Raw genomic sequence first — 14325 nt, 5'->3', positions numbered from 1 at the left:
CGTCCCGAATCGACAGGAGCGACGGGTGCCGGTCGCGCCTGTGGCTATCGCGGCCGGCGTGAGCCCGCGTGTCCGCTCATTCGCGTATCGCCTCGTAACGCAGGAGAACTGTCCCGCCGGGGAAGGTGCGGTTCTCCAGCAGTCGCAGGGGGATCCACGACGGCAGGGTCGGTAGGAACGGTATGCCGCCGCCCACCGCCGTGGGTGCGATCACGATCCGGAACTCGTCCACCAGTCCGGCCCGCACGATCGGTGCGGCCAGCGTCGCACCCGCCACCTCCAATTGGCCGTCGGTCTCGGCTTTCAGCCTCCGCACCACCTCCACCGGGTCGCCGCGTTCCAGGCGGGAGTTCCAGTCGACCGACTCCAAGGTGCGTGAGAACACGACCTTGGGCATGTCGCGCCAGATTCGGGCGAAGTCGACGATCAGCGGCGTGGCGTCCGGAGCTTGGTCGGCGGTCGGCCAGTACGCGGACATCAGGTCGTAGAGCCGCCGCCCGTAGAACGACAGCGCGGTCTCCCGCTCGAAGTCGTTCCAGTACTGGTGGAGCTCGTCGCTCGGATCGGACCAGTCGATACTGCCCCGCGCGTCCGCGATGTACCCGTCGACCGAGACGGTGAAGCCATAGATGAGTCTGCCCATATAGACCAGACTGCGCCCGAGCGCGGAATTCATCGCGACGCCACGCGAACTACGGCCGGCCGGGGGTGACACCTTCGTCGAATACTCCGTACCTGGCCGACCCCGTCACCCGCGCCACCGGCAATCTCCCGTGACAACGCGGCCCGCTGCCGGCCACTCCCACCGCACGGGCACGCCACCCATGGTCGGGGGAGCATCGCGGGCCGGTCATACGATTGGGCCAGCGGTTCCCATCGCCGGCTCCCGATCGTGGCTGCGGGGCATCACCCCGGCTTCCTTGGCCCGGTTGTCAGTGCAGGTCGCGGTCGAGTGCCGCTGGATCGGTCGCCGCCGCGCGCAGGCGGTTCGCGATGATCCGCCGGGCTCGGTCGTATCGCGGGTAGTCGTCGAGCAAAGCGGCGTCCTCGGCGGCGATACGGGCGATCGCGTCGAGTTCGAAGGCCAGGTCGGCCGCCTCGATGCCGGGGTGTATCTCGCTCAGTTGCTGGGCCTCGGTGACAGTGGTCGTGTAGAGGGTGTGCCAGTCGCGGCGGGCCGCGGCCAGAGCGTCGCGGACTCGTCCGGGGCGGGTGTCGAATTCGGGCGCCACCGAGATGAAGAAGCAGCCGCCTTCGAATACAGGCTGTCGCGCGTAGTCCATCCATGATTCGGACAGCGCCCTGACCCGCCGGATCCCGGCGGGCACCCTCATGGCCGGGCGGATCACCCGGGCGGAGAACACATCGATCGCGGCCCGCACCGTCGCCAGTTGCAGCTCCTCCTTGGACCCGAACTGCGCGAAGACACCACTCTTGCTGATCTCGAGTTCAGTGGCCAGGCGCCGCACGGACAGGCTTTCCAGTCCTTCCACCGAGGCGATGTTCATCGCCCGGTCCAGAATGATCTGTCGCGATCGAAGTCCGCGCTGCACCCTCTTGTCCATGCGGACAGGCTACTAGGACAGCTGTCCGGGGATTTCAGGCTCGGCGCGACCGGGCGGTGTCGCGCCAGGCGGCGAACCGCGCCGCCGCCGCATCGGTCGACAGGCCGAGTTGTTCGCACATCTGGTGGAAGTCGAAGAAGAACCGCTCCCGCGCGATCAGGCCGTCGCGGACACGCCAGTGACAGGCGAACGGCAGCGCGAAGCGGCGGTCGGTCGGTTCGATACCGGCCAGCGGGCCGACCATGGTGGCGTGGATGGTCCCGGCACCGACCACGAGATCACCGGTTTCGTGCAGGTATTCGAGCTTGACCGAGTAGTCGGGGAAGGCGCGGAAGAATCCGTTCAGATGCCCGGTCGCCTCGGTCCTGCTACGGCTGACGACCCGGAACGGAACGGTTTCCAGCATCGCGTCGTCGTGGCAGGTCGACAGTGCGGCCTCGACATCGGCGCGCGACTTGGCTTTCGCGTAGATCCGCACCGTCTCGATTGGGGTTCTCGTCATGGCAGCTCTCCGGTTTCCTCGAGGAAGTAGTTGGACAGTCGGACAGTCGATCCGTGGGCGATGATCGCTCCTGACAGTAAAACCTGCTGTACAGAGTGGGTCAACTAATAGTACGGTCGTCCATGTACATTCCCTGTACTTTTCTGAGTGATCGTGGAGGATTCGTCGTGCTGGCAGTGCTGCAGGAACAATGGGGAAGCCTGGACAACATGCGGGTGGCCGAGATCGACCGGCCGACACCCGTATTCGGTGAGGTCCTTGTGGAAGTGGTTGCGGCCGGAGTGAATCCGGTCGATGCCTATACCGCCCAGGGCTCCGCCTACAACCGGATCCTCGAACTGCCGTTCATCCACGGCTGGGACCTTGCCGGTGTAGTCGCCGAGGTCGGATACGGCACCACCCGGTTCCAGCCCGGCGATCGGGTATTCGGGATGCCGTGGTTCCCCCGGCAGGCGGGTGCCTACGCGGAGTATGTCACCGCGCCCGCCCGTCACTTCGCGCCGATGCCGCGCAAGTCGACCTTCGCGGAGGCGGCCGCGCTACCGCTGGCCGGACTCACCGCATGGCAGATGCTGGTCGATGTGGCCCAAGTAGGTCCCGGGCAGCGGGTACTGGTCACAGCGGCCGCCGGCGGAGTCGGGCATCTGGCGGTGCAGATCGCCAAGTCGTTGGGGGCCTATGTGATCGGCACCGCGAGCGCCGCCAAACATTCCTTCGTCCAGGGACTGGGGGCCGACGAGGTGGTGGACTACACCACCACCGATGTCGCCACCGCGGTCGGCGATATCGATGCGGTGATCCAGATGTTCGGCGGTGATGGCGCCCTCGGCGCGCTGCGGTGCCTGCGCCCCGGCGGAATCATGGTCAACGCGCAGAGTGCGTGGACTCCCGGAATGACCGCTCGGGCGGCCGAACTGGGGGTGCGCGCCGCCGGATTCCTGGTCGAACCCGACCATGCGGGTTTGGCCGCGCTGGCACGGCTCGTGGACGAGGACCGGCTGAGCGTGCATATCGACAGCGAGTTGCCGCTGGCGCGCGCGGCGGAGGCCAATCAGCTGGTCGGGCGCGGGCACACCACCGGCAAGATCGTACTGACCGTCGCCGGTCCCGGTCGTTTCGATACGACGGCACCGCGCAGCGCCCGGTAGTCGCTCGTGGGAAGCACAGTGAAGATCGGCTATCTGCTGCCGACACGGGATCAGGCCGTGCTGGGCGCGCACGACATGACGGCCTTCGTCGACCTGGCCCGATGCGCTGAGAGATGCGGATTCGACTCGGTATGGGCAGGCGACAGCCCGGTCACCAGACCACGCGCGGATCCGCTCATGGTGCTGGCCGCGGTCGCCCAGGCCACCACCCGTCCGACGCTCGGCACGGCCGTGTTGCTGCCCGCGCTACGTCATCCGATCCTGCTGGCCCATCAGCTGGCAACCCTCGACCGGTTGTCGGAGGGGCGGCTGATCGCGGGTATGGGCATCGGGTTCCCGACCCCCGGCACCCGTGCCCAATACGCTGCCATGGGAATCGATTTCCGAACCCGCGCCGACCGCCTGGCGGAAACGATCGACATTCTGCGGCACCTGTGGTCCAGCACGGAGGTCACGCACGAAGGAGCGCACTTCGCCTTCCAGGACGTGCGGCTCCTGCCTCCACCCACGCGGCCGGCGGGTCCGCCGATCTGGCTGGCCGGAAGCGGCGGACCCGCGCTGCGGCGCGTCGCCCACCTCGCCGACGGTTGGCTCCCCTACCCGGTGACGGCCGGTGACTACACGAGCGAATACAAGATCATCGAGCACACCGCGACCCGGCCGGTCCTGCCCGCGCTCTACGCGACGTTGTGCATCGACGATGACCCCGAGCTGGCGCGACAACGCCTGCGGCACAGCATCGAACGCTACTACCGCGCTCCCCTCGAGGCGATCGCTTCCCTACAGGCACTGTTCTCCGGCACACCCGCCGCGGCCGCCGCGTGGCTGAACGACTACCTGTCCGCCGGTGCCCAGCACCTGGTGATCCGCCTTGTCGCCGACGACCCCGGCACCGAGCTCACCGAATTCGCCGATCGCGTAATGCCCCTGCTTCCGAGACGGACCCGCGCATGACCACATACGTTCTCGTCCACGGTGCCTGGCACGACCCTCGGGCCTGGGGGGCGGTGGCGCCGATCCTGCACGCAGCGGGAGCGCACACCCGTATCCCCGACCTCGGCGCCGACCCCCGCCATGGACTGCACGACCAGGTCGCGGCAGTCGTCGCAACCCTCGACGCGGTACCCCGCACGGAGGCGCTGGTGCTGGTCGGGCACAGCTACGCGGGGCTGGTGGTCCGCGAAGCCGCCGACCTGCGGCTCGATCACGTGGACCACATCGTATTGGTCGACGGATGGGCCGGTGGCGACAGAGCCAGCATGTTCACCCTGGCTCCCCCCGCATTCGTCCAAGCGGTTCGTACCGCTGCTGTGGGACAACAGATTCCGGCCCCGCCTCCCGCTGCGTTCGGCATCACCGATGCTGCCGTCGCAGCCCGTCTCAGGACGCAGCTGCGACCGCAACCTCTGCGAACTTTCACCGAGCCGACTCACTTGACCGGCGCCGTCGACCGAATTCCCGGAACCGCCATCTACTGCCGGCCTCAGACCTACGCTTTCGACCACTTCGGCGCGGCCCTCGGATATCGCACCCAGGCCGTCGACGGCCCGCACGACATCATGCTCACGGATCCAGAACAGCTGTCGCATCTGCTTCTGACGGTCCGGCCTCGGCAACGCGGAGCGCACGGTAGCCGTTGGCGCTGAGCTATCGGTGCCGCATCGCCGCCCGTGCCGCCCGGTCCGGCTCGTCAGCGATGGCTTCGACGTTTCTGATGATGGCATGCCGAAGGTCGTGCGGCCGGCATGGCGAATCGGAGATCATCGAACGGGCCCTCCGGGCGACCACCGCGCGGATCCGGGAATCGTGGACGACTCGTGACGGCATCGAGTCCTGCGCCGCGCGGCCATCCCCTGGCAACCGTTCCGAGCTCAGCGACGCTGGGGCGGGTTCACCTGTCCCAGTCGATTCGCCCAGTAACCGCGTTCTCCTGCATCAGCTCACCCTGACCGACCGCCAACCACGAAACAAGTACCTACCTGAACCGATGCGCCGTGCGCTCCCGCACCCCCGAATCGGCACTACTTACCAGATCAATCCCCCGTAGATTCCCTCGAATCGCTTCCGTAAGTTACTCACGGTTACTACCATGCAGTCAGCTGCGTCACTGTCTCGGTAGGTGACGCCTCACCGTGCTCGAGAAAGCCGAGGGACCGCGACGATGCGCTCTCAGCCGCCACTGCGCCGCCCCAGATCCTGGGCGGCACTGCTCACCGTCGGCGCGCTGGTCGCGCTGATGCCGCCGGGCAGTGCGTCCGCCGATCCGCAGTCCGATATCGCGACTGCCGTTCAGGAATTCTTCGATGTGGGCCGGGAGTCGGTACCGCGGGCGGACTGCGGGCCGGGCGCGATGCCCGAACCCGGTCTCCAGGGCGATGTGCCCGCCGCCGACCGGGACAGCGGCCGCAGCACCCAGGGCTATCGCTGCAACCTGTCGATGGTGGGCCAGTTCGCCGGGCGAGGCGCGGGCATCACCTCCACCAGCTTCGAGCACTGCGCCTACATGGGTTCCTTCTTCCCGGGTAATCTGCTGGGCGAGGGCCGGGGCGTGCAGGTGCTCGACGTGTCGGATCCGGCGAATCCGCGCCCCACCGCCACCCTCACCGAACCGGCGATGCTGGCGGGCACGTGGGAGAGCCTGAAGGTCAACGCCGAACGCAAGCTGCTCGTGGGCACCGGCGTGCCGGTCGGCACCGGCGTCGGCTACCTGTCGGTCTACGACATCTCCGACTGCGCCCACCCGCGCCTGCTCAACCCAGGCCCGGGCACGAATCTGCTGATGCCGCTGCCGATCACGACGCACGAGGGCGGCTTCTCCCCCGACGGGCGCACCTATTGGGCCTCCGGAATCGCGCCGGGCTTCGTGAGCGCGGTCGACCTGACCGATCCCGCCAACCCGCGGGTGGTGTGGCAGGGACTCACCGGCATCGAGGCGCACGGCTTCGGGATCAGTCCCGACGGCAACCGCATGTATCTGTCCGCGCTGGGCGGGTTCACCGTGCTCGACATCAGCGCCGTGCAGCGCCGCGACCCGAACCCGCAGGTGCACCACATCGGCCGCACCTTCTGGACCGACGGCTGGGCCACCCAGCACAGCGTGCCGGTCACCTACGGCGACAAGGACTTTCTGTTCACCGTGGACGAAGGTGGTTCGGGCGGTGTGAAACTCGTCGACGTCTCCGACGACACGCGGCCGAAGGTGGTGAACAAGCTCAAGCTGGAGATCAACCTGCCCCAGCACATCGACGCGAATATCGGTTCGTCCATGGGTGGTTCGGCGTTCGCCTACGAATCGCACTACTGCGCGGCCGACCGGCAGCACAACCCGACGGCGCTGGCGTGCGGCTGGATCTCCTCGGGCATCCGGGTGTTCGATGTGCGCGACCCGTTCGCGGTGCGCGAGATCGCGTACTTCAACCCGCCCGCCCGCACCGGACGCAATCTGGAACTGTGGAATTCACCGCACGCGCTGGCGTCGATCATCGGCGTGCCGCTCATGAGCGCCCCGCCGGCGGTGCGCGCGGTGCTGGAAGGGCAGTTCAACCCGGCCGACGCGCTCACCCCGCGCACCGGCAAGCTCGCGTTCGGCGACGTGTCGACCGACTGGTGCTTCTCGCCGCCGGAGTGGCGCGGCAACGAACTGTATGTCGCCTGTTCCGACAACGGATTCATGGTGCTGCGCTTGGAGAACGGGGTGTATACGCCGCCCGCCGATCAGCGGTCCGTGGTCGGATCATGAGCGACATCCCGGCATCCGAAGCCCCTGGGCATAGCGGCGCGGAACACCCACCCGCGCGAGTTCACCGCGACGAACCGGCGAGCGCGGAGCAGGCAGACCGGGACGGTGAATCACGAAACACCAAGAGCCCCAACTGGATCGCGTCACGCCCGCTGCGCCTGGCCGCGTACGCGTCGCTGGCACTCACGCTGCTGGTTCTCGGCGCGGCGCTGCGCCCGCTGTTTCTGCCCGAGAAGCATTCGGCCGCACCGGTTCTCACTGCCGTCGAGACCGGCTTCGCCCAGGACATGACAGCGCACCACCAGCAGGCGCTGTTCATGACCCAGCGCCTCGACCCGGCCGCGAACCCCACGGTCCGCCGCTTGGCCGATCAGCTCGCCGACACCCAGCGCCTGGAGATCGGCACCATGCTCGGCTGGTTGCGCCTGGCAGGGGCATCACCACTCTCGCCCAACCCGATGGCGTGGATGGGCGCGGCGCACCATCACGCGGAGGCGCCCCAGGCCGCCATGCCCGGCATGGCGACGCAGGCCGAACTGGACGAGCTGGCGGCGGCGCGCGGCCGCGACGCCGAGGTGCTGTTCCTGCGCCTGATGATCCGTCACCACCAGGGCGGCGTCGAGATGGCGCGGGCCGTGGACGCGATGCTCGAGGGCGGCCCGGTGAAGGAACTGGCCCGATCCATGGTGCAGACGCAGGGCCAGGAGATCGGGGTGATGATCGTCCTGCTCACCGAACTCGGCGGCGCACCACTGTGAGGGCGTGTCCGTAACCGCCGGTATGGTCGGGGACGGTATGACGGTGGCGGGAGAGGTGTTGCGCCGGATGATCGAGGTCGATGAACTGACCGTGCCCGACCACGTGCACGGGTATCCGCAGGTGGCGTTCGGCGGGTACGTCGCCGGGGTGCTCGCGGCGCGGTGCACCGCTGCGACCGTGCGCGTCGATTTCCGGGCGAAGGTCCCGGTGGGCGAGCCGCTGAACCTCTCCGCCACCGAATCGGGCGGCGCGGCGATGCGCCTCCCGTCGGGCACTCTGCTGGCGGAGGCCAACCCCGCGACCTTGTCCGTGGACGTCCCGCCCACCCCGTCCTGGGACGACGCGCTGGCGGTGACCGAAGCGGCCCTCGCCTCCGGGAAGCGTCCCGTCACGGACTGCTACGGCTGCGGCGAGTCCTGCGCGACCGGCGAGGGTCTGCGCCTGTTCCCGTGGGTGCTGCCCGAGAGCGAGCTGATCACGGGCGGCTGGGTGCCCGACGAGACCCTGGCCGGCCTGGACGGCATCTTGGCCCCGCACGACGTGTGGTCCGCCCTCGACTGCCCCGGCGGCCTCGCGGGCTTCGTCCGCCTCGGCATGCGGCGCGGCGCCGTGACCGCCGCGCTCACCGCCACCGTGCTGCGCCCGGTTCGCGCCGGCGAACCGCACATCACCCACGCCTGGCCGATCGCCGCGCAGGGCCGCAAATACACGGTGGGCGTGGCACTTTCGACCGCCGCGGGCGAACTGTGCGCGGTGGCCGAAGCGCTGTGGATCGAACCGCGCGACCTGGCCTGAGACCTCCCCGGATAGCAGAAACCCCCGGTCGCGAGACCGGGGGTTCATATCGGCATTACCTCACAGCGGAGGAAAGCCCGCCGATCCGGTGGCCATCCAGTTCCAGAAGGCCGCGGCGCGGTTGGTGACCAGGGCGACGATGTCGAGAACAGTACTTCCCATACTTCCTAACCTCTCACGATCCTCAGTGCGGGCACCAGCGTAACGGATTGATATAGGGCCCGGCGGCACGCACCCCGGCCCGCCCGGATCACCCCAGCGCCGCCGCGATCCGGGGCCGCAGCCGCTGCGCCGACACGATCTCGTCGACCGAGCCGACCTCGACCGCGCGGCGGATGCTGTGGACGCGGTCGAACTCGGCGCCGAGTTCGGAGAGCTTCTCGGCGCGCACGGCGGTGCGCAGGTCGGCCAGTTCGGTCAGCAGTTCGACCCGCTTGGCCGGGTCGGCGGTGGCGGCGACGCGTTCGCCGAGCAGTCGCACGCGGGGGTCGGCGGCGGTGCGGTCGGCGACCGTGCGGGCGAAGACCACGGCGGCGGCCGGTGCGCCGCCGATCACCGAGGCGAACGAGCCGTCGACGGCCAGCACGGTCATCTCCGGGTTGAGCGCCTTGGAGAACACCACGAACGCGCCGCCGTGGTAGCGGGAGATGACGCAGAAGACGAACCGGCCCTCGAAATTCACCACGGCGCGGCCGATTTCGGCGCCGTACTCCAATTGCAGCCGCCGCATGGACTCCGGCGAGCCGTCGAAGCCCGAGAGGTTGGCCAGCACGACCACCGGGCGGTTGCCGCTCGCGGCGTTGATGGCCCGCGCCACCTTCTTCGACGACAGCGGGAAAAGTGTTCCCGCCGTGAAGGATTCGGGTCCGTCGGCGGGCGGGAACCCGTGCCGGGGCACCGGGACGGATTCGATGCCGATCAGGCAGACGGAGGTCCCGGCGATGCGGGCGTCGGTGACGACGGCCGTCTCGGCTTCGGCCATATCGGCCCAGCGCTCCAGAAGCAGGTGGTCGGTGTCCGACACCGCGCGCAGCACGGCCCGGATCGAGAACGGCTTCTTGCGGTCGGGGTTGGTGTCCGCGCCGAAGATCTCACCGACCGTAATGAATTCGCTGCCGGGATGGCTGTGCGGGAACGCGGTCACGTCGCGATCCACCGGATCGGCGGTGACGGCGCGGCGGGGCGACGTTTCCCCGCGCGCGATGTAGGTGTGGCCGTAGTGCGACATCAGGATGTCTTGCGCCGCAGCCAGATCCGGCGCGAAGTACTGGGCCTGACCGTTGGGGCCCATCACGCGGGCGTAGCCGCCGATGCCGAAGTTGTCCTCGGCCGACACGCCGCCGGAGAAGTCCAGCGACTGCTTGCCGGTGAGCACCATCGCGCTCGCGGGCGTCATCACGAGGATGCCCTTGGTGTGCATGAGCATGGTGGCCTCGGCGTTCCAGTACGGCTGCGCGCCGACGTTGATGCCCGCCACCACGATATTGATCTCGCCGCCCGCCTGGGTGAAGCGCACGATCCGGCGCAGCACCCGCGCCACCCAGTCCATGTTCTCGGTGCCAGAGTCCATCGCGATCCGCGCACCGGCGGACAGGGCGAACCACTCCACCGGAATGCCTTCGCGCTCCGCGAGATCCAGGGCGGCGTCGATGCGCGCGCATTCGGCCTCGCCCAGTGCGCCGAGTTCGCGCAGCGGATCGCCGAACAGCACGACGCGGCGGATGCCCTCCGGATGCAGCGGGGTCGGCGTGGACACCGAGCCCACGACGATGCCGCAGGTGTTCTCACCGCGCGGCCGGTCCACCTCAACCAGACCGTGGCCATCGGCGTCCAGGTCGAGTTCGGTGAACGCGCCGTCGCGGCCGCGCACGGTGTCGATCAGTTCGTACGGGTACACCGCGCCGCGACGACGGGCCCGCAGCACCTTCTGGTCGTAGTCGCGCAGCGGCGCGATCGGCGCGGTCGGCGCGGGGTCCACTTCCACGCCGCCGCCCGCCGCCGCGTGATGCTCGAGGCGCACCGTGCGCACCTCATACGCACCGCCCGAGCCGCGAAAACGCCCGTGCACGTATACTTCTCGGATTCCGGAGAGCAGCACCCGCCGCGACGCGGTCCGCAACCACTCGGCCAGTGCCGCGGGGTCGGCGTCGATCACGGGCCGCACGTCGAGCCACACGTGGTTGAGGTCCGGTCCGCCGGCGCCGAGATCGCGGCGCGCTCGCGCCACCACCTCCGCGCAGGCGTCCAGCGCCGCGTCGGCGCCGCGCACGGTGACGATCGCGCCGTCCTCGCGGCGCACCGGTTCGAAGGTGCGCACCTGGGCGAGCGCGACCAGGCGCTGGTCGGCCGAATTCTCCTTCGCCACCGCGCGATAGGCCACCACGTCGACGGGCGCGGGCAGCCGGTGCAGGTCGAAGTTGCGCAGCCGCCACAGGTGCAGGCGGCGGCCCATGAGCGGGTGCACGCCGCGCACCACCGTGTCTTCGACCAGTTCGCCGCCGCGCACCCGGAAGGTGAAGTGCTCGAGGTGCGACCCGTCGGGCGGCGCCACCGCGACGGTCACGCGCCGCACGTGCGCCGCCAGCCCCGTGCCGCGCAGCGCGTCCAGCAGCGCCGCCGCCCGCGCGTCCACCGTGTCGGGAGCGTCGGCCCAGCGCAACAGCAGATCCACCACCGGCACCCGTCCGGGTTCGGTCGCGTCGAGTTGTCCGGCGAGCGCCGCGACGACGGGACTGCCGGACCGCAGCTCGCCCATCGCCGCCACTACCGCGACGCAGGTGGTCGGCACCGCTTCGTCGGGGCGCAGCTCGAGTTCGTAGTCGCAGGCCGCGAAGACGAACCCGGCGCGCGCGACGGTCCGCACCTCGCGCAGCCGCTGCTCGCGATAACGCCTGCGGCACAACACTTCCAGCAGCGGCGTGTCCAGTGCGCCCGCCTCGGCGCGCAGCCGGGCCCCGATCACACCGTCGAGCGATTCGGCGAGCTCGGCGAGAGCGTCGAGGCGGCGGTCGCGGTCCGGCCCCGCGGTCTCGGCGGCGAGCAGGGCCAGTTCCGCGGGCACCCCGGCCAGCGCGGCCGCCTGCGCGGCGTCGGCCGACGGCGCCACGAACCAGTGGAATCCGACGCTGCGCGCCAGCTCCGCCAAGACGGGGTCGCGCACCTCGGTTGCCCGGCTCAGTCGTTCCAGCGTGGCGCGGATGCCGTCGTCCTCGTCCGGGCGCGGCCCGGCCAGCCAGCTCTTCACCAGCTCGCCGGCGACCTTGGCGAGCGGATCGAACCGCTTGCCCGCCAAGACGATTCGGTAGAGGGCCGCTTCGAGTTCCGGTGTGCGCTCGGTCCCCGGCACGCCGTAGTGGGCCAGCGCGGCGGTGAGCGCCGCCTCGAAGTCCGCGGACAGGCCGCCCCGCCGCACATCGAGGCTGTGCAGGTAGACGTGCAGTTGTTCGCGGTGGCTGCGATGGGATTCGCGCGCGGGCGCCGGGTCGAACAGGTCGGCCAGATCGCAGAACGCGTCCAGCAGCGCCGCTTCGGCGGCGGGCGGCGCGCCCAGGGCCGCCACCACGGGCTCGCGCTCGCGCAGATGACGGGCGAGCGCGTCGTCGGCGCCATCGATCGAGTCGTAGCCCAGCAGCAGGGCGTGCAGTTCGGCCAGGGCGGGCAGCGCGTCCGGGACGTCGGCCGCGACATCGGGCGGCAGCATCAGGTCCACGGGCTCGGCCGCTTCCGGCGCGGCCTCCTCCCCCACCGGGTCCAGCTGCGCGAGCAGCGTTCCGGTGACGACCTGGCTGCCCACGGAGACGGCGAGATTGCGGATCCGGCCGTCGAACGGAGCGGGCAGCACCGTCTCCATCTTCATGCTCTCCAGCACGATCACCGGGTCGCCCGCCGCCACCTCGCCACCCACCGGCACCGGGGTCGCGACCACCAGGGCCGGAGCCGGCGCGCGCACCGCGCCGCCTTCGGCCCGGCTCACCCGGTGCGCGACGCCGTCCACCTCGACCACGTGCACGGTGCCCTGCACGGCGGTGACGGTGTCGTAGGCGCGGCCGCGCACGGTGAGCGTGGCGAGGTACCGGCCGCGCCGCTCGATCGCGGCGTCGAAGGTCTCGTCCTCGATCCGGATGCGGTAGCGGTCCGCGTCGACGCGGGCCGTCACGACGCGGAACACCCGCCCCGACAGTTCCACCTCGGCGGTCGCGACGGTGTCGTCGAGCACCTGCGGCCGGCCGCCGCGCCCGTTCTCCCACAGGCGGATCCGCCGAGCGCGCTCGTCCTCTTCGTAGCTCTCGATCGCGGCGGCGGCCAGCGCGATCCCGGGGCGCTGCGGCGGCGTGACGCGGCCCGCTGCGGCCATCCGGTCCACCCAGCGGGTGTCGGCGGACGCGTCGATCACGTCCGGTGCGGCCAGCAGCCACAGCAGCAGGCTCTTGTTGGTGACGCCGCCGTCGATCACCACCGTGGTCTCGGCCACCGCGCGCCGCAGCCGGGCCAGCGCCTCGTCGCGATCGCGGCCGTAGGCGATGACCTTGGCGATCATCGAATCGAAGTCCGGCGGGATCTCGTCGCCTTCCACGATCCCGGTGTCGATGCGCACGCCCGGTCCCACCGGCCAGCGGGTGAACGCGATGCGGCCCGGTGCGGGCGCGAAGTCACGTTCGGCGTCCTCGGCATTGAGGCGCACCTCGATCGCGTGGCCACGCTCCACGGGGCGGTCGTCACCGAGCGGCAGCCCGGAGGCCACCGCCAATTGCGCCTTCACCAGGTCGAATCCGGTGGTGAGTTCGGTGACCGGGTGCTCCACCTGCAAGCGGGTGTTCACCTCGAGGAACGCGAACACCCGCTCACGCGGCTCGTAGAGGAATTCCACGGTGGCGGCGCCGCAGTAGCCCACGGCCGCGACCAGCCGTTCCGCCGATGCTTTGATCAACGCGATCTGGTCGGCGTCGAGCACGGGCGAGGCCGACTCCTCGACGATCTTCTGATTGCGCCGCTGCACCGAGCAGTCGCGCACGCCCAGCGCCCACGCGGTGCCCGCGCTGTCGGCGATCACCTGCACCTCGATGTGGCGGGCGCCGGAGATCAACCGTTCCAGGAAGACCGAGTCGTCGCCGAACGCGCGCAGTGCCTCCGCGCGGGTGCGATCGTAGGCGTCCTCGAGCTCCGCCCGCGAGGTGAGCATCCGGATGCCGCGCCCGCCGCCGCCCGCGGCCGCCTTCAGCATCAGCGGGTAGCCGATGCGCTCGGCCTGCGCGGCCGCGTCCGCGAGCGAGGTCACCGGTCCGCGACTCCAGTCCGCCACCGGCACGCCGACCTGTTCAGCCAGCCGTTTGGCGCCGATCTTGTCGCCGAGCGCGCGCATCGCCGCCCCGCTCGGCCCCACGAAACGCACGCCGATCCGGTCGCAGAGGTCCACGAACGCCGGGTCCTCGGCGACGAAACCCCATCCGGCCCAGGCCGCGTCGGCCCCGGTCGCCAGCAGCGCCCGTTCCAGCACGGCGTGGTCCAGGTACGGGCGGGCCGACGCGGGCCCCAGCGCGTACGCCTCGTCGGCGGCGCGGACGAATCCGGCGTGCCGCTCGCCGTCGGTGTGGAGCGCGATGGTCCGGATCGGGGGCAGGCCGGGGCGGCCCGCGTTGAGTTCCCGGACGGCGTGGATCAGGCGACGGGCCGCCTCACCTCGGTTGACGATCGCGATGCGGGTGAACATGGCAACTCCTCCAGGGCGGATCTCTGTCCGGAGACGAACGCGCGCGTCCGGCCCGGCCCGATCGCGCGGGGACTGCCGTCGCTGCGCCGAGAGGGCGACCACCGCGATAC

10 protein-coding genes are annotated in these 14325 nt (G+C 70.3%); 6 read left to right on the top strand and 4 right to left on the bottom strand.

Features of this window, described 5'->3' with window-relative positions; genetic code table 11:
* Positions 1-76 precede the first annotated feature (76 nt).
* From OHB21_RS27995 to OHB21_RS27985, 3 genes are all read right to left on the bottom strand, one after another.
* Positions 77-643: a dihydrofolate reductase family protein gene (locus OHB21_RS27995; RefSeq protein ID WP_067502342.1), complete on the bottom strand. Its 567-nt coding sequence runs from the start codon at positions 641-643 to the stop codon at positions 77-79.
* Positions 644-932: 289 nt separating this feature from the next.
* Positions 933-1565: a TetR/AcrR family transcriptional regulator gene (locus OHB21_RS27990; RefSeq protein ID WP_067502277.1), complete on the bottom strand. Its 633-nt coding sequence runs from the start codon at positions 1563-1565 to the stop codon at positions 933-935.
* A gap of 34 nt (positions 1566-1599) precedes the next feature.
* On the bottom strand, positions 1600-2067 hold the full coding sequence (locus OHB21_RS27985) for an ester cyclase (protein WP_067502283.1): 468 nt from the start codon (positions 2065-2067) through the stop codon (positions 1600-1602).
* A 167-nt stretch (positions 2068-2234) separates the two neighbouring features.
* Between OHB21_RS27985 and OHB21_RS27980 the strand changes: the two genes are divergently transcribed.
* From OHB21_RS27980 to OHB21_RS27955, 6 genes are all read left to right on the top strand, one after another.
* Complete coding sequence (locus tag OHB21_RS27980) at positions 2235-3215, top strand: NADP-dependent oxidoreductase (RefSeq protein ID WP_067502286.1); 981 nt, start codon at positions 2235-2237, stop codon at positions 3213-3215.
* Positions 3216-3221: 6 nt separating this feature from the next.
* Entirely contained in the window at positions 3222-4169 is a 948-nt protein-coding gene (locus OHB21_RS27975; protein ID WP_195124165.1) for an LLM class flavin-dependent oxidoreductase, read from the top strand.
* Positions 4166-4861, top strand: a complete 696-nt coding sequence (locus OHB21_RS27970) for an esterase/lipase family protein (protein WP_195124164.1) — start codon at positions 4166-4168, stop codon at positions 4859-4861. The genes OHB21_RS27975 and OHB21_RS27970 overlap by 4 nt, the downstream gene beginning before the upstream one ends.
* A gap of 515 nt (positions 4862-5376) precedes the next feature.
* Positions 5377-6954 carry an LVIVD repeat-containing protein gene (locus tag OHB21_RS27965; protein WP_195124163.1) on the top strand — a complete coding sequence of 526 codons (1578 nt, stop codon included), beginning with the start codon at positions 5377-5379 and terminating at the stop codon, positions 6952-6954.
* Positions 6951-7712, top strand: coding sequence for a DUF305 domain-containing protein (locus OHB21_RS27960; RefSeq protein WP_195124162.1), 762 nt, complete (start codon positions 6951-6953; stop codon positions 7710-7712). The genes OHB21_RS27965 and OHB21_RS27960 overlap by 4 nt, the downstream gene beginning before the upstream one ends.
* Before the next feature lie 4 nt (positions 7713-7716).
* Positions 7717-8508, top strand: a complete 792-nt coding sequence (locus tag OHB21_RS27955; RefSeq protein ID WP_328436194.1) for a PaaI family thioesterase — start codon at positions 7717-7719, stop codon at positions 8506-8508.
* A 250-nt stretch (positions 8509-8758) separates the two neighbouring features.
* Here OHB21_RS27955 and OHB21_RS27950 read toward each other — a convergent pair whose 3' ends face one another.
* A complete protein-coding gene (locus OHB21_RS27950) occupies positions 8759-14215 on the bottom strand; it encodes an ATP-binding protein (RefSeq protein ID WP_195124161.1) in 5457 nt (1818 codons plus the stop codon).
* Positions 14216-14325: the final 110 nt, after the last annotated feature.

Source organism: Nocardia puris (assembly GCF_036051655.1).
GTDB classification, from domain to species: domain Bacteria; phylum Actinomycetota; class Actinomycetes; order Mycobacteriales; family Mycobacteriaceae; genus Nocardia; species Nocardia puris.
Note: the sequence above shows the minus strand (reverse complement) of the source record. Positions and strands in the feature narration are given on the sequence as shown.